The organism is Salarchaeum sp. III, from assembly GCF_036418315.1.
GTDB lineage: Archaea > Halobacteriota > Halobacteria > Halobacteriales > Halobacteriaceae > Salarchaeum.
In genome coordinates this window covers 63,044-85,459 of record NZ_JAZHPG010000023.1, presented here as the reverse complement: position 1 = coordinate 85,459, position 22,416 = coordinate 63,044, and the positions used below count along the sequence as shown (strand labels likewise).

The 22,416-nt window shown below is 66.4% G+C and carries 30 protein-coding genes; 18 read left to right on the top strand and 12 right to left on the bottom strand.

The window, feature by feature from the left end; all coding sequences use genetic code 11:
- The first annotated feature begins 11 nt into the window (after positions 1–11).
- Positions 12–1,502 (top strand): arginine/ornithine antiporter ArcD, encoded by a 1,491-nt coding sequence (gene arcD, locus U3A55_RS06810; RefSeq protein WP_442978283.1) that lies wholly within the window; start codon positions 12–14, stop codon positions 1,500–1,502.
- A 39-nt stretch (positions 1,503–1,541) separates the two neighbouring features.
- Complete coding sequence (locus tag U3A55_RS06805; RefSeq protein ID WP_330990728.1) at positions 1,542–1,964, top strand: hypothetical protein; 423 nt, start codon at positions 1,542–1,544, stop codon at positions 1,962–1,964.
- On the opposite strand, the gene U3A55_RS06800 is transcribed toward U3A55_RS06805, so the two are convergent.
- Both U3A55_RS06800 and U3A55_RS06795 read right to left on the bottom strand, forming a co-directional pair.
- Positions 1,961–2,602 carry an RAD55 family ATPase gene (locus U3A55_RS06800; RefSeq protein ID WP_442978282.1) on the bottom strand — a complete coding sequence of 214 codons (642 nt, stop codon included), beginning with the start codon at positions 2,600–2,602 and terminating at the stop codon, positions 1,961–1,963. The two genes, U3A55_RS06805 and U3A55_RS06800, sit on opposite strands and share 4 nt — an antisense overlap.
- A gap of 44 nt (positions 2,603–2,646) precedes the next feature.
- Positions 2,647–3,579: an NAD-dependent epimerase/dehydratase family protein gene (locus U3A55_RS06795; protein ID WP_330990725.1), complete on the bottom strand. Its 933-nt coding sequence runs from the start codon at positions 3,577–3,579 to the stop codon at positions 2,647–2,649.
- A 221-nt stretch (positions 3,580–3,800) separates the two neighbouring features.
- Between U3A55_RS06795 and U3A55_RS06790 the strand changes: the two genes are divergently transcribed.
- Positions 3,801–4,364, top strand: a complete 564-nt coding sequence (locus U3A55_RS06790; protein ID WP_330990724.1) for a tRNA (cytidine(56)-2'-O)-methyltransferase — start codon at positions 3,801–3,803, stop codon at positions 4,362–4,364.
- Here the strand turns inward: U3A55_RS06790 and U3A55_RS06785 are convergent.
- Positions 4,329–4,562 carry a hypothetical protein gene (locus U3A55_RS06785; RefSeq protein ID WP_330990723.1) on the bottom strand — a complete coding sequence of 78 codons (234 nt, stop codon included), beginning with the start codon at positions 4,560–4,562 and terminating at the stop codon, positions 4,329–4,331. The genes U3A55_RS06790 and U3A55_RS06785 overlap by 36 nt on opposite strands.
- Complete coding sequence (locus U3A55_RS06780) at positions 4,559–4,807, bottom strand: hypothetical protein (protein WP_330990722.1); 249 nt, start codon at positions 4,805–4,807, stop codon at positions 4,559–4,561. The genes U3A55_RS06785 and U3A55_RS06780 overlap by 4 nt, the downstream gene beginning before the upstream one ends.
- 307 nt (positions 4,808–5,114) lie before the next feature.
- Between U3A55_RS06780 and U3A55_RS06775 the strand changes: the two genes are divergently transcribed.
- The 6 genes from U3A55_RS06775 (at position 5,115) to U3A55_RS06750 (ending at position 10,111) form a co-directional block, all read left to right on the top strand.
- Positions 5,115–5,630, top strand: coding sequence for a transcription factor (locus U3A55_RS06775; protein WP_330990721.1), 516 nt, complete (start codon positions 5,115–5,117; stop codon positions 5,628–5,630).
- A complete protein-coding gene (locus U3A55_RS06770; RefSeq protein ID WP_330990720.1) occupies positions 5,630–6,295 on the top strand; it encodes a DUF2110 family protein in 666 nt (221 codons plus the stop codon). Before U3A55_RS06775 ends, U3A55_RS06770 begins: the two co-directional genes overlap by 1 nt.
- The gene (locus tag U3A55_RS06765) at positions 6,292–6,993 is read left to right on the top strand and encodes a DUF5803 family protein (protein WP_330990719.1); all 702 of its coding nucleotides are present in this window, start codon (positions 6,292–6,294) and stop codon (positions 6,991–6,993) included. The genes U3A55_RS06770 and U3A55_RS06765 overlap by 4 nt, the downstream gene beginning before the upstream one ends.
- Before the next feature lie 31 nt (positions 6,994–7,024).
- Positions 7,025–7,702 (top strand): competence/damage-inducible protein A, encoded by a 678-nt coding sequence (locus U3A55_RS06760; protein WP_330990718.1) that lies wholly within the window; start codon positions 7,025–7,027, stop codon positions 7,700–7,702.
- Between the two features lie 198 nt (positions 7,703–7,900).
- Positions 7,901–8,968, top strand: coding sequence for an ATP-NAD kinase family protein (locus U3A55_RS06755; RefSeq protein ID WP_330990717.1), 1,068 nt, complete (start codon positions 7,901–7,903; stop codon positions 8,966–8,968).
- A 96-nt stretch (positions 8,969–9,064) separates the two neighbouring features.
- Positions 9,065–10,111, top strand: coding sequence for a PhoU domain-containing protein (locus U3A55_RS06750; RefSeq protein WP_330990716.1), 1,047 nt, complete (start codon positions 9,065–9,067; stop codon positions 10,109–10,111).
- Here the strand turns inward: U3A55_RS06750 and U3A55_RS15250 are convergent.
- Positions 10,104–10,442: a DUF7528 family protein gene (locus U3A55_RS15250; protein WP_442978284.1), complete on the bottom strand. Its 339-nt coding sequence runs from the start codon at positions 10,440–10,442 to the stop codon at positions 10,104–10,106. The two genes, U3A55_RS06750 and U3A55_RS15250, sit on opposite strands and share 8 nt — an antisense overlap.
- On the opposite strand from U3A55_RS15250, the gene U3A55_RS06740 reads away from it, so the two are divergent.
- Positions 10,377–10,523 carry a hypothetical protein gene (locus tag U3A55_RS06740; RefSeq protein WP_330990714.1) on the top strand — a complete coding sequence of 49 codons (147 nt, stop codon included), beginning with the start codon at positions 10,377–10,379 and terminating at the stop codon, positions 10,521–10,523. The genes U3A55_RS15250 and U3A55_RS06740 overlap by 66 nt on opposite strands.
- A 7-nt stretch (positions 10,524–10,530) precedes the next feature.
- On the opposite strand, the gene U3A55_RS06735 is transcribed toward U3A55_RS06740, so the two are convergent.
- Positions 10,531–11,775: an LEA type 2 family protein gene (locus tag U3A55_RS06735; RefSeq protein WP_330990713.1), complete on the bottom strand. Its 1,245-nt coding sequence runs from the start codon at positions 11,773–11,775 to the stop codon at positions 10,531–10,533.
- Between the two features lie 78 nt (positions 11,776–11,853).
- Between U3A55_RS06735 and U3A55_RS06730 the strand changes: the two genes are divergently transcribed.
- The 5 genes from U3A55_RS06730 to U3A55_RS06710 are packed head-to-tail and all read left to right on the top strand — an operon-like array spanning position 11,854 to position 13,775.
- Positions 11,854–12,027: a DUF7525 family protein gene (locus tag U3A55_RS06730; protein WP_330990712.1), complete on the top strand. Its 174-nt coding sequence runs from the start codon at positions 11,854–11,856 to the stop codon at positions 12,025–12,027.
- Between the two features lie 48 nt (positions 12,028–12,075).
- Entirely contained in the window at positions 12,076–12,270 is a 195-nt protein-coding gene (locus tag U3A55_RS06725; protein WP_330990711.1) for a hypothetical protein, read from the top strand.
- A gap of 43 nt (positions 12,271–12,313) precedes the next feature.
- Positions 12,314–12,538, top strand: a complete 225-nt coding sequence (locus U3A55_RS06720) for a DUF7123 family protein (protein ID WP_330990710.1) — start codon at positions 12,314–12,316, stop codon at positions 12,536–12,538.
- A gap of 38 nt (positions 12,539–12,576) precedes the next feature.
- The gene (locus U3A55_RS06715; protein WP_330990709.1) at positions 12,577–12,981 is read left to right on the top strand and encodes an SRPBCC family protein; all 405 of its coding nucleotides are present in this window, start codon (positions 12,577–12,579) and stop codon (positions 12,979–12,981) included.
- The gene (locus U3A55_RS06710; RefSeq protein WP_330990708.1) at positions 12,978–13,775 is read left to right on the top strand and encodes a carbon-nitrogen family hydrolase; all 798 of its coding nucleotides are present in this window, start codon (positions 12,978–12,980) and stop codon (positions 13,773–13,775) included. Before U3A55_RS06715 ends, U3A55_RS06710 begins: the two co-directional genes overlap by 4 nt.
- A gap of 156 nt (positions 13,776–13,931) precedes the next feature.
- Here the strand turns inward: U3A55_RS06710 and U3A55_RS06705 are convergent, their stop codons facing one another.
- The 4 genes from U3A55_RS06705 to U3A55_RS06690 all read right to left on the bottom strand — a co-directional run bounded on the left by U3A55_RS06705 (position 13,932) and on the right by U3A55_RS06690 (position 17,114).
- On the bottom strand, positions 13,932–14,231 hold the full coding sequence (locus tag U3A55_RS06705) for an antibiotic biosynthesis monooxygenase family protein (RefSeq protein ID WP_330990707.1): 300 nt from the start codon (positions 14,229–14,231) through the stop codon (positions 13,932–13,934).
- A gap of 109 nt (positions 14,232–14,340) precedes the next feature.
- Positions 14,341–14,778 carry a hypothetical protein gene (locus tag U3A55_RS06700; protein ID WP_330990706.1) on the bottom strand — a complete coding sequence of 146 codons (438 nt, stop codon included), beginning with the start codon at positions 14,776–14,778 and terminating at the stop codon, positions 14,341–14,343.
- 99 nt (positions 14,779–14,877) lie between these two features.
- Entirely contained in the window at positions 14,878–15,438 is a 561-nt protein-coding gene (locus U3A55_RS06695) for an ArsR/SmtB family transcription factor (RefSeq protein WP_330990705.1), read from the bottom strand.
- 158 nt (positions 15,439–15,596) lie between these two features.
- Complete coding sequence (locus U3A55_RS06690) at positions 15,597–17,114, bottom strand: aldehyde dehydrogenase family protein (protein ID WP_330990704.1); 1,518 nt, start codon at positions 17,112–17,114, stop codon at positions 15,597–15,599.
- Between the two features lie 118 nt (positions 17,115–17,232).
- Here U3A55_RS06690 and U3A55_RS06685 point away from each other — a divergent pair, with 118 nt between their 5' ends.
- Positions 17,233–17,646 (top strand): hypothetical protein, encoded by a 414-nt coding sequence (locus U3A55_RS06685; protein WP_330990703.1) that lies wholly within the window; start codon positions 17,233–17,235, stop codon positions 17,644–17,646.
- Position 17,647: 1 nt separating this feature from the next.
- On the opposite strand, the gene U3A55_RS06680 is transcribed toward U3A55_RS06685, so the two are convergent.
- On the bottom strand, positions 17,648–18,448 hold the full coding sequence (locus U3A55_RS06680; RefSeq protein ID WP_330990702.1) for an RIO1 family regulatory kinase/ATPase domain-containing protein: 801 nt from the start codon (positions 18,446–18,448) through the stop codon (positions 17,648–17,650).
- Positions 18,449–18,535: 87 nt separating this feature from the next.
- Here U3A55_RS06680 and U3A55_RS06675 point away from each other — a divergent pair, with 87 nt between their 5' ends.
- On the top strand, positions 18,536–19,678 hold the full coding sequence (locus tag U3A55_RS06675; protein WP_330990701.1) for an acyl-CoA dehydrogenase family protein: 1,143 nt from the start codon (positions 18,536–18,538) through the stop codon (positions 19,676–19,678).
- Between the two features lie 3 nt (positions 19,679–19,681).
- Here U3A55_RS06675 and ggt read toward each other — a convergent pair whose 3' ends face one another.
- The gene (gene ggt, locus U3A55_RS06670; protein ID WP_330990700.1) at positions 19,682–21,301 is read right to left on the bottom strand and encodes a gamma-glutamyltransferase; all 1,620 of its coding nucleotides are present in this window, start codon (positions 21,299–21,301) and stop codon (positions 19,682–19,684) included.
- 97 nt (positions 21,302–21,398) lie between these two features.
- On the opposite strand from ggt, the gene U3A55_RS06665 reads away from it, so the two are divergent.
- Positions 21,399–22,376 (top strand): aldo/keto reductase, encoded by a 978-nt coding sequence (locus U3A55_RS06665; protein WP_330990699.1) that lies wholly within the window; start codon positions 21,399–21,401, stop codon positions 22,374–22,376.
- The last annotated feature ends 40 nt before the right edge of the window (positions 22,377–22,416 follow it).

Here is a 22,416-nt window from a genome sequence, read left to right as displayed (position 1 = left end):
GATACGAGTGGGTGATGAGTTCGGACTTCCAGCCGAAAACACTCAGCGACATCCCGCCCGAACGCCGGCCCTCGCTCGGGGAGGCCCTCCTCCCGATTCTCGGCGTCGTCGTCTTCCTCGGCGTCGGCTCCGGCTACCTCGGGCTCGCACCGCACGCCCCCCTCCTCTGGAGCATCGTCTTCGCCGGCCTCGTCGGCCTCACGCGCCTCGACCTCACCTACGCCGACCTCTACGACGCCGTCGCGAACGGCCTCATCATGGGCCTGCAGGCGCTCCTCATCCTCTTCACCATCTACGCCCTCATCGCCACCTGGGTCAGCTCCGGCACCATCCCCGGCCTCATGTACTACGGCCTCGGCATCCTCACACCCGAAATCTTCCTCCCGATAACCGCGCTACTCGCCGCCGTCGTCGCGTTCTCCATCGGGAGTTCCTGGACGACCGCCGGCACGCTCGGCGTCGCCTTCATCGGCATCGGCTCCGGCCTCGGCATCCCCGCCCCGATGACCGCCGGCGCCATCCTCTCCGGCGCGTACGCCGGCGACAAACAGAGCCCGCTCAGCGACACCACCAACCTCGCCGCCGCAGTCACCAACACCGACCTCTACGACCACATCGACGCGATGAAGGTCGGCACCGCGCTCGCGCTCGGTCTCTCCGTCATCGTCTACGCCGTCCTCGGCCTCCGCGCCGGCGGCGCGATTCCCGCAGGCCAGGTCGAGAGCATCCGCGGCGCGCTCGCCGGCACCTACGCCACCAGCCCGCTCGTCTTCCTCCCGCTCGTCGTCACCTTCGGCCTCGCGCTCTACGGCATCCCCGCCCTCCCCACGCTCGTCACCGGCGTCTTCGCCGGTGCGTTCACCACAATCCTCCTCCAGGGCGCGAAGTTCACGACCGCCTGGACCGTCTTCCTCAACGGCACCGGGCCCGAGACCGGCGTCAAACTCGTGAACGACCTGCTCGCCACCGGCGGCCTCACCGGGTCCGCGTGGACCATCACCGTCGTCGTCCTCGCGCTCTCTCTCGGCGGCCTCCTCGAAGGCATGGGCGTCCTCGCCGTGCTCGCGAACGAACTCCTCGACCGCGTCTGGAGCGAGAACAGCCTCGTCGCCGGCACCGGCATCGCCGCGTTCGTCACGAACGTCTTCAGCGCCCAGCAGTACATGAGCATCGTCCTGCCCGGCGTCAGCCTCCGGAACGCCTACGACGAGTACGACCTCGACTCCCGCAACCTCTCCCGCGCCGTCGAAGCCGTCGGCACCCCGACCGGCGCGCTCATCCCCTGGCACGCCGGGGCCGTCTACATGTCCGGCGTCTTCGGCGTGCCCACCCTCACCGGCAGCATCACCCTCCCCACCCTCGCCGGCGGCATCGACCTCGCGAACTTCTCCGTCTCCATCGGCGGGTACGCGCCCTACTACGCGTTCGCGTTCCTCAGCCCGCTCATCCTGTTCGTCATGGCCGCGACGGGCTACGGGTTCGTCGCGAAATCCGACGCCTGAGGGGGAAGGTTAACGGTTCGCGGGACCGAACAAAACCCTATGACATCCGACGTGCTCGACGATTTCCTCACCGCCGCTGGGGAGCGACGGCCCCTGCGCGTCGCCGTTCACTACGAGGGCGACGACTACAGCGTCCTCTTCCGGCGCGACGACATCGCGGAGCTGTTCACCGACGAAGAGTTCGACGAGACCGTGAAGAACGCCATCCTCAAAGGCCTCGACGAAACGCCCGAACAGGGCGAGTTCACGCGCTGGGGAACGCTCGACATGACCGCGCGCTGGTTCGACGAAGTCCTCCTCGTTCAGGTTCCGCTCGACGAATGGGAAGGCGTCATCCTGAGCTTCGACCGCGAGAACCTCGACGACTACGGCGACCTCGTGAACGACCTCCTCGCGTACGTCGACACCGAGCTCCGCGGGGACGACTCCTCCGAAGTCGCCGCAGAAGAACACTTCTCCTAGAACGGCTTCCAGTCCGTCGGCGCGCCCTCGAGCCCGAGCACGCGGACCTCGACGCGGCCCTCGTCCTCGTTGTGTCGCGTCTGCACCATCCCATCGAACAGCGGCGCGAACGTATCGAACGCCGTCCGGTCGTCGGTCTCCAGTACGGTCGCGCCGAACCAGCCGTGCTGCTGGACGCGTCCCGTGAGGACGTTCATAAACCGGAACACGCGGCGGGTGTCCGCGTACATCAACATCGTCGATAGCGACGCCAGCCCGAACCGAACGGGACGGTCCTCGTCGCTGAACCGCTTGAAGAAGCCGGCCGCACGAATCCCGATATCGGTGAGGTCGCCCGGCGACGAGATGTACCGGACGTTCTCGCGCTCCCGGTAGTCGCCGCCGCGCTCGCGCGTCACGCAGTCGATGACGCCCGCGCGGCCCTCCGCGGTCGCCGTGCGAATCGGCGGGGAGACGTCGAGCAGGCGGTCGGCACTGTCCCGCGTCGTCACTACGACCGCTCCTTCACCTGCTGAGAGCCCGCGCTCCACGAGCGACCGGGCGAGTTCACGCTTCCGAGTCATCGCCGGACCGCCCACGAGGAGGTTCGTTCCCTCAGGAACCCGGTCGACAGGAAGCACCGAGCCGACATCGAACATCGAACTATCCGACTGTTTGAGCCTGACCGTCAAAAGAATACCCGTTACTCGCGGAGTTCGTCGGCGAGCTGGCGGGCGGCTCGACGCACCGCGTCGTCGCTCGACGCGGCAGGCTCCCAGCCGAGCGCGGAGAGCTTCTCGATGGAGAGCCGCATCTTCGGCACGTCGCCCGTCCAGCCGCGGTCGCCGCCCGTGTACTCGTACTCGGGGTCGCAGTCGAGCACGTCCGCGACGATGTCCGCGATGGTGTTCACGCTCGTCGTCGTCCGCGTCCCGAGGTTGTACGTGTTCAGGTCGTCGTCCGCGTGCTCCACGACGTGACACATCGCGTCCACGCACTCCTCGACGTGCAGATACGACTTCTCCTGCCGGCCGTTCCCGAGGATTGTAAGCGTTTCCGGGTCGTCCAGGAGTTTCTCGATGAAGTCCGGGATGACGTTCCCGCGCTGGCGCGGGCCGACGATGTTCGCGAACCGGTACATCCAGGACTGGATGCCGTGACTGTGCGCGTACGTCGACACCAGACCCTCGTCCGCGAGCTTCGACGCGCCGTAGATACTGATGGGTTCGAGCGGCGCGTAATCCTCCGGCGTCGGCATCGGCGCCTCCCCGTACACCGTCGAGGAGGACGTGAACGCGAGCTTGTCGACGCCGACCTCGTTCATGCGTTCGAGGACGTTGTACGTCATCTCGCCGTTCTCCTCGAACAGCTTGCGGGGGTTCGAGTAGTTCGTGTCCGTGTACGCCGCGAAGTGGAACACGATATCGACGTCCTCGGTGATAACTTCGGAAACGTCGTCCTCGTCGCGGAGGTCGGCCTTCTCGAACTCGACGCCGTCGGGAACGCGGTCGCGCGTCCCTTTCGAGAGATTGTCCACGGCGAGCACGTCGTTCTCGTCCGCGAGATGGCCGGCGAGGTGGGAGCCCACCAGCCCGGCGGCGCCCGTGACGGCGACTTGCTGTCCGGAGAGGTTCATACGCCGACTGACGGCGGCCGCGAGAAGTGTTTTCCGGTAAGCATCGCTGTCGGAAAGGGGGCGTTCGGCGACACAGGTGGCTGCCGCGCGGGGGTGTGTCGCGCGTTCCGAATCCGAGCCGCGCGCGGCGACGGTTACGTCACGCCACCCGCTGGCCCCGCTATCCGATTTGAACGTTGGGTTCCGAAACGCGTTACCCGGCGCGGCCGCTCCACCACGGTATGCAGGGAGAACGCGAAGTCGTCGTCTGCCGGTACGGCCACCGCCCCGGCCGCGACGACCGCATGACGACGCACGTGGGGTTGACGGCGCGCGCGCTCGGCGCGGACCGCGTCGTGTTCCCCGGGAACGCCAGTCAGTCGGCGGAGACCGTGCGCGACATCACCGGTCGGTTCGGCGGACCGTTCGCCGTCGAACTCACCGACGAACAGGACGCCCTCATCCGGGACTGGGACGGAAACATCGTCCACCTCACCATGTATGGGGAACGCGTTCAGGACGTGCAGGACGAGATTCGGGACGCGCACGCGGACGATGACTTGCTCGTCGTGGTCGGCGGGGAGAAAGTCCCGTTCACCGTCTACGACCACGCCGACTGGAACGTCGGCGTCACCAACCAACCGCACTCCGAGGTCGCCGGCCTCGCCGTCTTCCTCGACCGACTCTTCGACGGCCGCGAACTCAACCAGGACTGGGAGGGAGCCGAGCGCCGCGTCATCCCCGAGGAAACCGGGAAGAACGTCGAAACTCTAGAGGCGGAAGGGGACGAGGACACGAGCCAGTAGGCGTCGCGGTGAGGAGCGGAGGGTGGAGGTGCGCGAGAACGCCTCGTTCACGCGGTAGGTATCGCCGTCGCGTTCGACCCGCCCGGCCTCCTCGAGGTAGTCGAGTGCGTCCCGCACCGCTTCGGCGTCGAAGCCAAGGTCAGCCGCGAGTTCGTCGCGCGTTCGCGGTTCGTCGTCTATCGCTTTGAAGACCGTCACAACACGCTTCGTGCTTCCCGCGGCGGCGACCGGGTTCTTCGCCCGCGTCGGTCGCTCGATACCGTGCCGGAGATGCTGGACGCCGTCGAACACGAGCCACCCCCGACGAGCACGCCGAGCGCGAGCACACCTGCGAGAACGCCGACCAGTACGTCGAACGCGAGCCCGGTAAACCCCCAGAGGAGCACCGCGAACACCGCGGCCTCGATCACTCGAACCCCGACAGTTTTCGCGTCAAACGCCATACCCGGAGTTCCGAGCCAACCCTCAAAAAGCCCGCCGCTACCCGGTGACCGACGTCTACACCTTGCTGCCCGCTCGTGCGTTCGTGTGTTCCGCGTTCGTGTGTTCCGCGTTCGTGTGTTCCGCGGCGCTTCCCCCGCTCGCGGTTCGCTTCACTCTCCGCTCGCTCGTTCCGCGGAGCCTCGCCGCTGGCTCGGCTCCGCGTGCCGCCACTCACGCGTCACGACGTTCCGCGTTCGTGTGTTCCGCGGCGCTTCGCGCCGCGCACCCGATGGTATTAAGGGTCGTTCGGCCCGGAGTTACACGCAAATGGCTTTTGAGGACTTACTCGACGACCCGGTGGTGCAGAAGTACCTCCACGAACTCGTCGGGCCGACGGGAATGCCGGTGGCGGCGGCGCCGCCGGACGGCGAGGTGACGGACGAGGAGCTCGCGGAGCGCCTCGGACTCGAACTGAACGACGTGCGGCGCGCGCTCTTCATTCTCTACGAGAACGACCTCGCGACGTACCGACGGGTGCGTGACGAGGACTCAGGCTGGCTGACGTACCTCTGGACGTTCGAGTACGACAACATCCCGGAGAACCTCGCGGAGGAGATGGAACGCCTCCTGGAGGCGCTGCGAGAGCGCCGCGAGTACGAGCTGGAGAACGAGTTCTACCTCTGCGAGGTGGACTCCATCCGGTTCGAGTTCGGTGAAGCGATGGACTTCGGGTTCGAGTGCCCGGAGTGCGGGTCGCCCCTTGAGTCGATGGAGAACACGGATATGCTGTCGTCCATCGACGACCGAATCAACGCGCTCGAATCGGAGTTGAACGCGGCATAATGGTCGTCCTCGCAACCAAAGTGTACGTCGGCGGCGACGCCCGCGAACGCGCGCTCGACGGCCTGCGCTCGCTCATCCAGAACACGGTCGGCGAGCTCGACGTGGAGTTCGAGGTCGGCGTGCGTCACGACGGCTTCCCGTCCGTAACGCTCTCCGGTCCGGACGAGGAGGTCGCGCGGAACGCCCTGCGCGAGGAGTGGGGCGTCATCACGCCCCAGTTCCGCGAGGGTGAAACCTACACGGGCACGCTCGAATCCTGGGACGAGGACGGGTTCGTGCTCGACGCCGGCGAGGAGGTGCGGATTCCCGCGGACGAACTCGGTCTCGGTCCCGGAACGCCCGAACAGATTCGGAAGCGCTTCGGACTCGTCCAGCACATCCCCCTCCGGTTCGTGTACGGCGAGCCGTGCTCGCTCGCCGAAGTGGAGCGCGACCGCCTGTTCGAGTGGACGCGCGGCACCGGCCGCGTGAACGTGAACAGCGCCACCCGCGGGGAGACGCGGGCGACGGTGAACCGCGCCGGTCACGCGCACGACATCGTCACGGTCGAACGCCTCGGCCTCCTCGAGCAGAGCATCATCTGCCGGGAGGACACGGACGCGCCCGGCTTGCTCTCCAGCATCGGCGAGTACCTGCCCGCCGAACTCCTCGCAGTCGTTCCATGAGGCGTCGGCTGGTCGCGGTGCTCGCGGTCTGCGTGCTCGCCGCCACCGCCGGCTGCATGGGGATGGGGGGAACCGGCGCGAGCGCTGAGGACGTGTCGTACGACTGGAACGCGTCGGCGAACGCTTCGATGGACGTAGCGCCCGGCTCGTATCAGGCAGTCTACCGCGTGAACAACACCACCGAACTCTCGTTCTCGACGCCGACCAAGCTCACTGGCGACCAACCGGTCTCCCTCTCGGCCGTGAAGTTCCGTTATTCGAACGGCACGGTCGTGAACGAGTCCGTCGTCGGCGTGTCGCAGACGCGCTCGGAGACGGTTGTCGCGCTCCCGAACGACACCGGCCAGTTGGCGTTCACCGCGACCGCAGGCCAGCGCGCCGTCACCGTCTCGGCACCCGTGGAGGGGACCTACGAGGTCGTGCTGCCCGGCGACATGGACGTGGCGATTCCCGTGCTCGGCCACGTCGACCCCGGCGGCTACGACCGCTCGGTGGAGGACGGCCGCGTCCATCTCACGTGGGAGTCGCTCGACGGCGGGCACATCGAAGCGAACTACTACTACCAGCAGGACGTCCTCCTCTTCGGGGGCGTCATCGTGGTCTCGGCGCTCGTCGGCGTGACGGGCGCGTTCTACCTCCGGAACCGAATCCGGCGGCTCCGCCAGTACCGGGAGGACGCGGGCCTCGAGCTCGACTAGCGTTTTTGTCGACGGAGCGCCTCCTGTCGGTATGAACGTCGCGGTGATTACTGTCGGCGACGAACTGCTCTCAGGCGAGACGGAGAACACGAACGCGTCATGGCTCGGCCGCAGGCTCACGGAACGCGGCGTCACCGTCCACCGCACGGAAGTGGTAGCTGACGAAATCGGCGAAATCGCGGCGGAGACGCGGCGGCTCGCCGACCGATACGAGGCCGTCGTCGTCACCGGCGGGTTGGGGCCGACGCACGACGACGTGACGATGGATGGCGTCGCGGCCGCGTTCGACCGCGAGGTCGTCGAACACCCGGAGGCGGTCGCGTGGTTCGAGGAGCGGGACGGCTACCACAGCAGTGACCTCGCGGAGGGAACGACGTTCCTCCCGGAGGACGCCCGCCTCCTCCCGAACGAGACGGGTGTCGCACCCGGTGCAGTCGTGGAGAACGTCTACGTCCTGCCCGGCGTCCCGTCGGAGATGAAGGCGATGTTCGACGCCATCGAGTCCGAGTTCGAGGGCGAGCGCACGCACGTGGAAGTCGTCCATTCGGAGAAGCCGGAGTCCGCGCTCGTGGACGTGCTGACGGACGTGCAGGAACAGTTCGACGTGACCGTCGGGAGCTACCCCGGCGACGGCGTTCGCATCCGCATTGGAAGCCCGGACCCGGCGACCGCGGAAGCGGCGGCCGCCTGGCTCCGCGAGCGCGTCTAGCGGAGGATGGACGCGACCCACGCGACGACGAACAGGACGCCGACGGCGAGGACGGCGTAGCTCGCGAGGTCGATTGGCAGGCTGCCCGCGGTTTCCGCGACGAGTGCGTTCATACTCGAGTCTCTCGCCCCGCGGGCTTAGTGTTTTTCGAGTCGCCGCGACCCGGTCGCACTTTACCCCGCCGCTCCTATGCCGGGTATGCGCACTATCGGAGTTGTCGTGAACCCCATCGCGGGCATGGGGGGTCGCGTCGGCCTGAAGGGGACCGACGGCGTCGTCGAGGAGGCGCGACAGCGGGGTGCGGAGCCGCGAGCGCCCGACCGCGCGATCAAGGCGCTTCGCGCGCTCCGTGACGCCGACCCGGACGTTCGCGTGCTCGCGTACGGCGGCCGCATGGGCGCGGACGAGGCCCGCGACGCCGGGTTCGACCCCGAGGTCGTCGGCCAGCCAGCGGGCGACGAGACGACCGCTGCCGACACCCGCGCGGCCGTCGAGGCGTTCGTGGACGCGGGCGTGGACCTCGTGCTGTTCGTCGGTGGGGACGGCACCGCCGTGGACATCGCGGAGTCGCTGAACGACCTCGATGCGGACACGCCGATGCTCGGGGTGCCGGCGGGCGTGAAGGTGTACTCGTCGGTGTTCGCGGTGCGGCCGGAGGCCGCGGGTCGAATCGCGGCGTCCTTCGAGCGCACGGAAGGACGAGAGGTGAACGATATCGACGAGGACGCCTACCGCGAAGGCGAGGTGCGCGCGGAGCTGAAGGCCGTCGTCGAGGTTCCCGTCGCGGAACAGCTCCAGTCGAGCAAGCAGCTCGCGGGAGGGACCGTGGAGGCGCTCGCGGAGGGCGTCGCGGACGAGGTCGAGGCGGGCGTGACGTACGTGCTCGGCCCCGGCAGTACGGTCGGCGCGGTGAAGGAAGCGCTCGGGTTTTCGGGGTCGCCGCTCGGCGTGGACGTGTGGCGGGACGGCGAGGTGCTCGTCCGGGACGCGACGGAGGACGAGATTCTCGCGACCCTCGGTGACCAGAACGTCGTTGTGGTGTCACCCATCGGCGGCCAGGGGTTCGTGTTCGGCCGCGGGAACCACCAGATCAGTCCCGCGGTCATTCGACAAAGTGAGGTTGAGGTCGTCGCGTCCCGCCGGAAACTCGACGATATCGGCGCGCTCCGGGTGGACACGGGTGACGACGCTGTCGACGAGTCGCTCCGCGGCTGGGTGCAGGTCAGGACGGGTCGGTTCGAGCGCCGGCTCGTCAAGGTCGTCTAGGGCTGTTCGGTAGCTCGCGTGCGACCCCCCGTCATCCTAAGGCCAATATAAGGTTCGAGAGACAAGATTAAGTCCGATTGGTCACTCTCTCTTGGTATGGACACGAGAAAGGTTCAGCGCCTCGGCCCATCCACGCTCGCGATGACGCTGCCCGCGGAGTGGGCGCGCGCGCAGAACGTCGAGAAGGGCGAGGAGATAACGGTCCGCGAGAGCGGGAAGGGGACGCTCACCATCACGCCCGAGTCCTCCCGCGAGGAGGACACCGAAGCGACGATTCACGTCGAGTCCTTCGCCGCCGACGCCCCGGATAGCGTCGACGCCGTCGAACGCGCTATCGTCGGCCAGTACGTGCTCGGCCGCCGCATCATCCACGTCGAGAGCGACGGCGCGCTCGACTCCGCGCACATCAACGCCGTCTACAAGGCCGAAACCCAGCTCATGGGTCTCGGTGTCATCGAGGAGACGCCCGAACGCATCACCATCCGCTGTTCGGTCGACCCCGAAGACTTCGACCTCGACAACCTCCTCCAGCGCCTCGAAAACACGGGCAGCACGATGCGCGGCGAGGCCGTGAAGGCGCTCGCGCACGGCAACCCCGACATCGCACAGCGCGCGCTCAACCGCGAACGCCAGGCGAACAAGATCTTCGTCCTCTGCCTGCGCCTTATCTTCACCGCCTACCAGAACCCGAACCTCGCGCGCGCCGTCGGCCTCGATGGGGGTTTTCCCCTCATCGGCTACCGGAGCGTCGCGAAGAACCTCGAACTCACCGCCGACAACGCGGAGGACATCGCCGAAATCGTTCTCGAAACCGAGGGCCACACGCTCGACATCGACTCGAAGATACTCCGCCGCATCCGCGAGTTCACCGACCAGGTCGACGAGATAACGCAGCTCGCCGTCGAAGCCGTCGTGAACCGCGACTACGACGCCACCATCGAGGTCCGGAAGCTGTTCAAGGACATCGAGGACCGCGAGGACGAAATCCTCGCCGACCTCCCCGAGATGGATAACGACAAACTCCTCCGCGTCCGCGAGGTGCTCGTCAGCCTCCAGCAGACCGCGCAGTACGCGATGCGGAACGCCGAAATCGCCGCGAACCTCGCGCTCAACGAACAGTCCGACCACACCACTATCAACTAACGTCTCCGCGAGTCACATCGAGTTTCTTCGCGCGTATCGGACTCCGACTGTCGAGTTCGCACGCGAACCCCGGGTGTTCCGCGAAGTGCCGGACCATCATGTGGCGCCGCGACCCCGTCAGGCCCGCTTTCGCCAGGTCGTCCGCGTCGAACGTCTCCGGGAGGCGGTCGAACAACCGCCGCACCTCGTCGAACGTCTCGAACACTGCGGAGTTCCCCGTGGAGTCCGCGTTCCGCCGTTCGACGACGTAACTCCCGTCCTCGCGGTGGACGCACGCGGTGCGGAAGAAGGATTCGCGGCGCGTGAGGGCGTCCCCGACGCCGTCTTTCAGTTCCTCGGCGGCGTCACGGGAGAGTTCGACCGTTTCGCCACCAATCGTGACGATAACCGATTCGCCCTCGCAGTCGACTGAGACCTCATCACGCGTGGAGAACGCGACCAGGAGACTGAGTACTCCGTGCCATACCTGATACAGTGCCCTCCTCGCTCATAAACGTACTCCCCTGACTGACCGCGAGGATACCGCCGTCGTCAGTCGTCGTCCCGCCCGTCGTCCCGGACTCCGTCGTGGTCGTATCCGTCGTTCCCGCTGTCGTGCCGTCCGTGGTCGTTTCCTCGGTAGTGCCGCTCGACGTGGTTGTTCCGGTGGTCGTCCCCGTCGTCGTGTCCGTCCCGTTCGACGTGTCGTTCGCCGACGTGTCCTCGTCGCCGTCCTGGAAGATGTTCGTCTCGATGGTGCGAGTGTAGGTGAGGCCGCGCAGCGGAATGCGCATCTCGCCAGCGCCCTCGACTGGCGGCTCGATGACCGCGTAGAAGTCGATGGTGAGGTTCGTCACCTGGTCGTTTCGGAGGTGGGACACCCACCACTCGTCGAGGCGCTGGTTCCGAATGCCCGTCCGCGCGTCCACTTCTTTCGACTCGTGGGGCGGGACGACGACGCCCTTGTCGAGTTCACCCTCCCCGACCGAGATATTGTTCATCGTGATGTTGTACCCGATTTTGGAGACGCCGAGCGGGGTGTCCTTCGGATTGTGCACGAGGAACTCCATGTCGATGGGCGTCTCCGCGGACGACACCCCGCCCCAGGAGGCGTTCGTGCGGTTCACGTAGAACAAGGGGTCCTCGACGAGCACGCTCCCGGAGTCGACGGCGCGCGTCTCGCTCGAATTGAACTGACTGATGATGTCCGTCGAGATGGTCTGTCCGCCCGTCTGGTAGTTGAACGTGCGGCCGAGCAGCCCGGAGTGAACGTCCGCGTTCACGACGAGCGACGTGGTTTCGCCGTTCCGGATGTGCGTCACCCACCAGTCCGGAATCCGGTCGTTCTGGAGATAGGTCGTGAGGTTGATGGACGTGTTCCCGGTGTCGATGTCGAACCCGGACTTGGAGCCGGTCGCCATCGTCACGTCGTTCATCAGGACGCTGTAGTTCATGGTCGTGTCGCCGAGCCGCACTCCGAGGGGGTTCGGGTTGTGCACGACGAGTTCGGTGTTCACCGCCGTCACGTCGTCGGTGACTTCACCGAAGTCGTTGTCCATCGAGGCGACGCTCGGCACGCCGACGACGCCCGTGACCACTGCACCCCCTGCCACGATGCCCAGGCCGAGCACGACCGTGAGCGCGATACGGACCGTGCTCCCGAACAACAGCGAGCGAACGTCCATACGCCCGCAAAGACCGGCCGACAGTTAACGCTTGTCGGCATGGAAGTGATTAAGTTCGTCGCGCGGGAGACCTCGCGTATGGCAACCGAAACTGACGCGAGCCTCGGCGGCGGCGTGCTGCTCGGCGCGCTCAGCGTCGCCGGCGCGCTCGGAATGTACGTCGCGCAGAGTCAGGCGAACACCGCGTACGCGTTCGCGGCCGCGGTCACCCTCGGCGTCCTCGCCGTCGGCGCGTTCCACGTCTACGACTAACGCCGCGGGGGCGATGCGTTTTTGCGGGTACTCCCACAACCATCGAGTATGCCCCAGACCACGACGAAAACGGACCGCGTCCTCTCGTTCGTGTTCAGTCCCGTCAGCTCGGACGACCCGTTCATGACGCTCGTCGGACTGATGTTGATTACGGCGATGATTTTCCTCTTCCTCCCGCTTCTCCCCGTGCTCGCCGGTCTCTGGGTGCTCGATACGGTGCTCGGCGGCCCCGCGGCGGAGTGAGCAGCAGAACCATTAAGCGCTCGAAACCCGTACTATTCCGCTAATGGCCGACTATACCGACGAGGAGCGCGAAATCGTCGACTACCTCCGGGAGAGCGTGGCCACCGGCGAGCGGTACTTCCGGTCGAAAGCTATCGCGGACGCAATCGGTCTCACCGCGAAACAGGTGGGCGTGCGACTGCCGCGACTTGCGGAGAAGTCGGAGGACGTGGACATCGAGAAGTGGGGACGTTCGCGCTCGACCACGTGGAAGGTCGAACCGCAGTAATCGGCGGGTTTTTCTCGGGAGACGCTCGACGTGATGGTATGACTGTACGTGTCGAGCGGACGTTCGACCTCGACGCGCCGCCGGCGGACGTGTGGGCGTTCATCTCCGACCCGACGCGCCGCGCGAGCGCTATCAGCGTCGTCGACTCCTTCGAGCAGGACGGCGACGTGACCACCTGGCACGTCCGCGTGCCCGTGGTGAACCGCACGATTCCCGTCGAGACGCGGGACGTGGAGCGCGAGGACGGCGAGTACGTGAAGTTCGTCGGGAAGTCCAAGGTGCTCCGCGTCACGGGCGAGCACCGCATCGAACCCCGGGAGGATGGCGGCACCCGCCTCCACAACGCGTTCGTCGTGGACGGCCGCCTTCCGGGTGTGGAGCGCTTCTTCGAGCGCAACCTCGACGAGGAACTGGACAACCTGAAGGAGCGACTGGACGGATGAAGCTCGCGCTCGCCCAGCTCGAGGTCGAGGCCGCGGCCGTGGACGCGAACACCGAACGCGCCGTCAGAGCCATCGAGACGGCCGCAGACGAGGGCGCGGATCTCGTCGCGCTCCCCGAGATATTCAACGTCGGATACTTCGCGTTCGACGCCTACGGGCGCGAGGCCGAAGCCCTCGACGGCCCGACGCTCACCCGGATTCGGGACGCCGCGCGCGAGAACGACGTGGCCGTGCTCGCGGGAAGCATCGTCGAGGACCTCGACGCGACGGACGGCGGCCCCGCGGACGACGGCCTCGCGAACACGAGCGTCCTCTTCGACTCGTCCGGGAAACAGCTGCTCGCGTACCGGAAACACCACCTGTTCGGCTACGAATCCGCGGAAGCACGCATGCTCGTCCCCGGCGAGGACGTGCCGACCGCCGACCTCGGCGGTTTCACGGTCGGCGTGACGACGTGCTACGACCTCCGCTTCCCCGAACTCTACCGCGGCCTCGCGGACGACGGCGTCGACCTCGTGCTCGTCCCGAGCGCGTGGCCCTATCCCAGGGTCGAACACTGGAAGACGCTCCCCCGGGCGCGCGCCATCGAGAACCTCGCGTACGTCGCCACCATCAACGGCAGCGGCAGTTTCGAGGACGCCACGCTCCTCGGGCGCTCTACCGTCTACGACCCGTGGGGGACCCCGATAGCCACCACGGACGACGACCCCAACATCGTCACCACCGAGGTCTCGCCCGACCATGTCGAGGAGACTCGCGCGGAGTTCCCCGCGCTCCGCGACCGCCGCCGGTAAACAACCTTATACGGGAGGACGACCAATCACCGCGTGCCGACGCACAGGCGCTTTTCTCGCCGACGTGTCGGCACAAATTGGCGTCCACGTCCGCCACACCGCGTCCACCCTTTCCCGGCGTCCACCCGCCGGGAACCCCCCACCTCCTCCCGCCACTTACACGACCTCGTAGTGCGTCACTTCCTCGTCCCACCGCGACAGTAGCTCTCGGGCTTCCACGGGCACGTGCGCCGACTCGTACTCCTCGCCCGCGAACGCCCGCACCGCGTCGTAGTCCGCGAACCGAATCACCGTCACGAACTCCACCTCCCCGTCCAGCGACCGCCGCAGTACCTCGCCGCCGAGACAGCCCTCGATACCGGATTCGGCGTCCGGGATGACGTCCTCCGTCACGAACGCCTCGTACTCGTCCGCCTCGCTCGGCTCCGTGTACCCGTACCAGACACGCGCTATCATACCCCCGTCTACGAACCGGGGGCTTGTCGAACCAGCGATGGTCGTCCGTTCGAGCGTGCGATTCGATACTTCTTGGCGGTGGAGCGCTCGACAGAACCGACTTGTGTAGTCACTCGCTCTCGTTCCACCCAGTCGGGGTTCCCGCCATAGTCTCGAAACTGACCTCCTTCGTTCCCAACGATACGTAAAGCGGGTCGTGTGGGTCGCGCCACGTGTAGGTCGCCGACGGCCCGTTCTTGACACTCACGCTGACGGTGTACGTGCCGCCCCACGTGATTTTATCCTGTGCGGTCGGGTTCCAGTGTTCGTCAGGCGTGATTGCGTGCGTGGCGTCTATCTGGACATGGTCACTGTCCGTGGGGCCGACGATGAGCGTGACGCGCCGCGTTTTATCGGTGTTGTTCGTGACGTACACGTCCGTTGCGCCCGACCCACCCATCTCGATACAGCCCGTTCCCGAGACGAGTGCTACCGACGCGATACCGCCGAGAACTGTTCGTCGAGCGAACCGGGATTCCGCGCTCGGTTCCGCATCGTTTGCGTTCATCCTATCGGAACCAAACTACCCATAGTCTCTAACGCGTTTCCGTGGGTTAAAATTCGTTTTGAGCGTCCCGCGGCCGCTCACCGACCACCGCGCGGCCCGTTACGAACGTAGTTCAGACCACACTCCCCACGCGATGAACACGTAGAGGACCAGGAGACCGCCGAGGAAGAACATGGCGAACGGCACGGTGAACACGCCGCTACCGCTCGGTGACGCGGAGAGTTCCACGGTTCTGAAGAACACGTATCCCGTGGACAGAACGAGGACGGTAAACGCACTCAGAACGCGCTTCACGAGCTCTACGAGACTGTTCTTTCGGTCTTCAGTCCCGACGAAGACGGCTATCGGTTCGTCAGCCGGCGCGTACACGTTCATCTCGCGCCCTTTCTCGGAGTATTCGGTACCCGCGACCTGCACAACCCCCGTGTCTTCGAGGTTCGACAGATGGTACGAAATCGTCTGCAGCGAGAAGCCCGTCCGCTCTCGGAGGTCGCTGGGTGTGGCTGGCTCCGAGTAGATACTGGAGAGTATTGTTCGCGCCGTGTCCGAAGCGAGCGCGTCGAGCACCGCACTCGTTTCGTCGTCATCGACGCCGAAAACCCGCAGCTCCCCCTCTTGCTGGGCGTCGACATCGTCGTTCGAGGACGGAAGGAGCGACATGATCGAACCGTACCTATCGTCTCGTCAGTCCCCCAAATATATCCCCCGTATATCGTCGTGGGGGTTCTACCTAACCCGGTGCCGCCTAGTGATACCTCTCCCGACTCGGTGCTGTTCCACCCGCTCAGGAAGACGATAACTCTGACGCGCGAGGAGAGTTAGTCGTCCTCGGTCTTGATGTCCGCGCTCAGACCCTGCGCCATCTCGATGTCTTTGCTGTTGTTGAGCGTCCAGGCGGTGCGTTCGGTGACGGCTTCGATGACTTCGCGGGCGCTCGGGTAGCCGTTCCCGGACTTCTTCACGCCGCCGAAGGGGAGGTGGACTTCCGCGCCGATGCAGGGGAGGTTGCCGTACGCCAATCCGACCTCGGCGTTGTCGCGGAAGTAGTTGATCTGGCGGTAGTCCTCGCTGATGACCGCGCCTGCGAGTCCGTAGGGCGTGTCGTTGTGGATGTCGACGGCGCGCTCGATGTCGCCCGAGTACTCCATGAGGGCGACGTGTGGGCCGAACACTTCCTCGCGGATGCAGCGGAGGTCGTCGGCGTAGTCGATTTCGTAGACGAACGGGCCGACCCAGTTACCGGCCTCGTGGCCGTCGGGAATCTCGTGGGCGTCGAGGTCCGCGCGGTCGACGAGGACGTTCGCGCCCTCCTCGCGCGCGAGGTCGTTTCCGGCCTTGATTTTCTCGACGTGCTCGGGTTCGATGGCGGGGCCCATGAACGTCGAGTCGTCGAGCGGGTCGCCGACGGCGACCTGTTTCGCTTTCTCCACGAAGCGCTCCTTGAATTCGTCGTAGACGTCCTCGTGGACGACGAGGCGCTCGCTGGAGACGCAGCGCTGGCCGGTGGTTTTGAACGAACTCATCACGGCGGAGTGGACGGCGATGTCGAGGTCCGCTTTCTCGGTGATGACGATGCCGTTCTTCCCGCCCATCTCGCACGCGGCGAGTTTGCCGGGTTCGCCGCCGACCTTGCTCGCGATTTCGTGACCGACCTCCGCCGAGCCGGTGAACAGGACCGTGTCGATGCCGTCGTCGTCGACGATGCGCGCGCCGGCGTCGCCGAAGCCCTGCACCATGTTGAACACGCCGTCGGGAATGTCGGCGTCCTCGAACATCTCCGCGATGATCTGGCCGCACCACGGCGTCTGCTCGGCCGGCTTCCACACGACGGTGTTCCCCTCGACGAGGCTGACGGCCATGTGCCAGAACGGGATGGCGACCGGGAAGTTCCAGGGCGTGATACAGCCCACGGTCCCCCGGGGTTTCCGCCGCATATAGGCGTCCTTGGACGGGATTTCGGAGGGGACCACGTCGCCGTGGGGGTGGCGGGCGTTCCCAGCCGCCCACTCGACCATGTGCCACGCCTCGGTCACGTCCGCTTTGCCCTCGGAAATCTCCTTCCCACACTCCTTGGTGACGACCTCCCCGAGCTCCTCGTGGCGGTCGCGGAGCTCGTGGTAGATGTCCCAGAGGTACTCCGCGCGGTCGATGTAGGAGAGCGCCTGCCACTCCTCCTCGGCGGCGTTCGCGGCGTCGATGGCGGCGTCCACGTCCGCGTCGGTCGCGCGTTCGAACTCGCCGAGCGTCTCGCCGGTCGCGGGATTCGCGCTCTCGAACGTCTCCGCGCCCTCGCCGGACACCCACTCGCCGTCGATGTAGTGGTTGTAGGTACTCATCTCGGCAAAACCTGCGCGGTCTGGGAGTAAAAAGATAGGGACTTCCGTGTGGATTCTCCCAGTTCACTACGATTTCAAAATGGAAGTTCTGTCACTCGTACGTGCGATTGCGTCAGCGGTGACCGCACTAGGCGCGGTCCTTATTGTGCACCGTATCCGACAGAACAGACATCAGTTCCAGCGGAGTTTCGAGGACGAACTCACCCGGGAATACCGGGAGCTCACGAAGGAGATGCCGGTAGAGATGCTTCTCGACGAGTCGAAACCGCTGACCGAATCGGAGTTAAACCTCCTCTACAACTACGTGGACTTAACGAACGAACAGGTGTGGTTACGCCGAGCGGGGCGCGTTTCGAGGGAGACCTGGCTGAACTGGCGAGACGGGATACGCTCGAACTTTCATAGGGAAAACTTCCGCCGTGGGTGGGCGGTGATTTACTGGCGGACTGGAGACGGGACGTTCGAGGACCTTGCGACGTTCTTCCACCGGGATTCAGCAGACGACCCGTACGACCCATACCGGGACGAATGAATTACTCGGCGGCGGCCGACTCGATTTCGCCCTTCAGCGCGCCGGCGTCGAAGTCGTGGTCGGGCCGGATGTTCACGAAGTCGAGGAACTCCCAGGCGTCGAGGAGGTCGGTCGCGTCGTAGTGCTCGCTGGCGGCGTCGACGGCGACGGACGCGCCGACGAGCGGTTCGAGCACCGCGAGCGCGCACGCGAGGTCGTACGCGCGCGCCGCGGCCTCCCGGCCCTCGCGGACGTTCGTCGCGTCGATGAAGTAGAGGTCGCCGTCGGAGACGAGGACGTTCTCCCCGCGGAGGTCGCCGTGCGCGATGCCGTGGTCGTGCATCGCGCGGAGGCCCGCGAACAACTCGGGGGCGTACGCTTCGATGTCCGCCGCGGGGAGGTCGTCGAGCGGCGTGAACTCGGGGAGGTATTCGAGGACGAGCACGCCGAGTCCGTCGAACTCGAACACGTCCACGGGTTCCGGGACGTTCAGGCCCGACTCCCGCATGCGTTCTGCGGCGGCGTACTCGTAGGCCGCCATCGCGTACGCGTCCTCGAACTGCTCGAAGAACCCCTCCGTGCCCGAGGAGAACACGCCGAGGTTCCGCATCCCCGTGAAGAGCGCGTGCACGGTCGCGTTCTGCGGCGTGACGACCTTCACGAAGTACTCGTCGTTCACCACGAACGGCGTCGAAAACCAGTTCTCGGCGTCCAGGAACTCCACGCGGACCGTCGGTTCGTCGTAGCGCTCGCCGAGCTCGCGGGCGAGAGCTTCAAGCCGGTCCCAGGGGACCGTGCCGCGGACGAACCGCCGGACGCTCATATCGATACCTGGCTCGCGCGCCCCATATGTTTCCCGCCTCGTCGCGCCGTCCGGTGTGTTTATACTCCTGCTGGCAAATTTTGACGCATGGATTTCAGCGTCCCCGACGAACACCGGATGATCCGGGACACCGTCCGCGAGTTCTGCGAGGAGGAAATCGACCCTATCGCGCAGGACATCGAGGACGAACACCGCTTCCCCGCGGACGTATTCGACGCGCTCGCCGACCTCGATATGCTCGGCGTCCCCGTCTCCGAGGACTATGGTGGACTGGGCGCGGACTACCTCACGTACTCGCTCGTCGCGGAGGAACTCGGCCGCGTCTCCGGGTCCATCGGCCTGTCCTACGTCGCGCACACCAGCCTCGCCTCGAAACCCATCGAGCTGTTCGGCACCGACGAGCAGAAGGAGCGCTGGCTCCGCCCGCTCGCGGAGGGCGACTACCTCGGGTCGTGGGCGCTCACCGAACCCGGGAGCGGGAGCGACGCGAGCGACATGGACACCACCGCCGAACGCGACGGCGACGGCTACGTTCTCGACGGCACGAAGCAGTTCATCACGAACGCCTCCGTCGCCGGCAGCGTGCTCGTGAAGGCCGTGACGGACCCCGACGCGGGGTACGACGGCATCTCCACGTTCATCGTCGACCCCGACGCGGACGACGGCTTCGAGGTCACGACCGAGTGGGAGAAGATGGGACTCAACGCCTCCCCGACCTGCGAAATCGTCCTCGACGACCTCTACGTCCCCGCGGACCGCCTCCTGGGCGAGGAGGGCGAGGGCTGGACGCAGACGATGAAAACGCTCGACGGCGGCCGCATCAGCATCGCCGCGCTCTCCACCGGCCTCGCGGAGGGCGCGTACCAGGCCGCCCACTCCTACGCGCAAGAGCGCGAGCAGTTCGGCAAACGCATCTCGAAGTTCGACGCCATCCGCGACAAAATCGTGCACATGTACCGCCGCACCGAACGCGCCCGCCTCCTCACGCACAAGGCCGCGACCGAGTACGACAAGGGCAACAGCGTGAGCACGGAGTCCGCGCTCGCGAAACTCGACGCGTCGGAGGCCGCGCGGAAGAACGCCGAGGACGCCGTCCAGACCCTCGGCGGCTACGGCTACACCACCGACTTCGCTCCCCAGCGCTTCTACCGCGACGCCAAACTCATGGAAATCGGCGAAGGCACCAGCGAAATACAGCACATGGTCTTGGGCCGCGAACTCGGCCTGTAGGGGTTAGAACCCGACTGCCTGCCCGTCTTTTCTCGGGTCCGACCCGCCGACGAGCGTGCCGTCGTCGTCCCGCCAGATGACTTGTCCGCCGCCCCAGTGGCCGCCGGCGTCGAAGAACTCGTCCTCATCGATGACGCGGTGGCCGCGGCCTTCGAGGTCCGTCACCACCGCCTCGGGAATCCGGTTCGTTTCGAGGGCGACCCGATTGTTCTCCAGCCACCGGAACCGCGGCGCGTCGAGCGCCGTCTGCGGGTTCATGCTCGCGTCGAGGTTCGCGACGACCTGGAGGTGGCCCTGCGGCTGCATCGACCCGCCCATCACGCCCCAGGACGCGCGGAACTCGCCGTCCTCGCGGAGCATCGCGGGAATGATGGTGTGGAACGGCCGCTTGCCGGATTCGAGGCTGTTCGCGTGGTCGGGGTCGAGACTGAACGAGTGCCCGCGGTTCTGGAGCGCGAACCCCCCGACGGTGAGCGCGCTCCCGAAGTTCATGTAGATGGAGTTGATGAACGACACGGCGTTCCCGTCGCCGTCCACGACGGTGAGGTAGACCGTGTCGGCGTGGTCGCCCGCCTTCGCCTCGCGGACGCTCGCGCGGTGGCCGATTTCGCCGGCTCGCTCCGCGGCGTACGCGTCGGAGAGCATCGTCTCCAGGGGAACGTCGTACGCGTCGGGGTCCGTGATGTGCTCGTAACCGTCCGCGAACGCGACCTTCACGGCCTCGATGAGGTGGTGGAGGCGGTCGGGGTTCGTCGGCTCGTCGGGGAGGTCGAATTCGCTGGCGACGTTGAGCGCTTCGAGCGCGACCGTTCCCTGGCCGTTCGGCGGGTGTTCGAGCACTTCCAGATCGCCGTACTCGGTGCTGATCGGGTCGGTCCACTCCGGCGTGTACGAGTCGAGGTCGGAGAGCGCGAGTTCGCCGCCGCGCTCGCGGACCGTCTCGACCACCTGTTCGCCGAGACTGCCGCCGTAAAGCGTGTCGATGCCCGCCGACTGGATGCGTTCGAGGGTGTCCGCGAACGCCGGGTTCCGGAGGGTGTCCCCAGTCTCGTAGGGGTCGCCGTTCTCGTCGAGGAATGTGTCGGCAGTCTCGTCGTACTCGCGGATTCGGGGGGCGGCGTTCGCGAACTGGCGGGCGACGAACTCGCTCACGGGAACGCCCTCCCGGGCGTACTCGATTGCGGGTTCGAGGAGCGCGTCGAGGCTGCGGGTGCCGTAGCGTTCCGCGAGCGCGTCCCAGCCGGCGAGCGCACCGGGGACCGTGACGGGGAGGCCGCCGTCCTCGGGCATCGTCGGGTCGCCGTTTTCATCGGTGGCGTCGGTGCGCTCGCGGTACGTCTCGATGTCCGCGTCGGCGGGCGCGGGGCCGCTCGCGTTCAGTGCCTCGTACTCGTCGTCGAACTGCGTGAGCGCGAACACGTCCCCGCCGATGCCCGTCATGTTCGGTTCGACGACGTTCAGCACGGCCGCGGTCGCGACCGCCGCATCCGCCGCGTTCCCGCCGTCCTGAAGGACGGACAGGCCGGCCTGCGCCGCGACGGGGTGACTGGTCGCCACCATTCCGTTTCGTGCGTGCACCGCGGACCGCCGCGACTCGAACGCCCAGGGGTACTCGAACTCCATACCGGCCTCTCGACGCTCGCCCCCAAAAGTCCACGCGCGACGGACGCGCTTGCCGGGACGCGGAAGGCTTCTTGACGACGGCGCGAGACGGTCACGTATGGAGTACACGACCCTCGGCGACACGGGCATGGACGTCAGCCGCATCTGCCTCGGCTGCATGAGCTTCGGCACCCCTGAGTGGCGCGAGTGGGTGCTCGACGAGGAGGAGAGCCGGGAGATTATCGAGCGCGCCATCGACCTCGGCATCAACTTCTTCGACACCGCGAACATGTACTCGAAGGGCGAGTCCGAGCGCGTGCTCGGGAACGTTCTCGACGACTACGACCGCGACAGTCAGGTCGTCGCCACGAAGGTGTTCCATCCGATGGACCGCGACAATCGGAACTCGGGCGGCCTCAGCCGGAAGACCGTCGAGCAGGAACTGGAGAACTCGCTCGACCGACTGGGGATGGACACCGTCGACCTCTACCAGATTCACCGCTGGGACTACGACACACCTATCGAGCAGACCCTGCGCGCGCTCGACGACGCGGTCCGGCGCGGCCAGACGCGGTACGTGGGGGCGTCCTCGATGTGGACGCACCAGTTCGCGGAGGCGCTCCGCACGAGCGACGTGCAGAACCTCGAACGGTTCGTGACGATGCAGAACCACTACAACCTCGTCTACCGCGAGGAGGAGCGCGAGATGCTGCCGTACGCGCAAAAACAGGGTATGGGCGTGTTGCCGTGGAGTCCGCTCGCGCGCGGCTTCCTCACCCGGCCGCACGAGGACATCGACGCCACCCGCCGCGGGGAGGCAGAAGAACACATGTACGAACACCCGTACCGGGAGGGCGGCGGCCTCGAAATCAACGAACGCGTCGAAGAACTCGCCGCCGAAAAGGGCGTCACGATGGCGCAAATCAGCCTCGCGTGGGTGCTCCACAAGGACTGGGTGGACGCCCCCATCGTCGGCACCACCAGCGTCGAACACCTCGAAGACGCCGTCGAAGCCCTCGACATCAAACTGAGCGACTCCGACATCGACTACCTCGAAGAACCCTACCAGCCCGTCCCCGTCAGCGGCCACCAGTAACGAAAAGAGCGGTCGCGGTACGGTGGCGGTCACGGTGCGG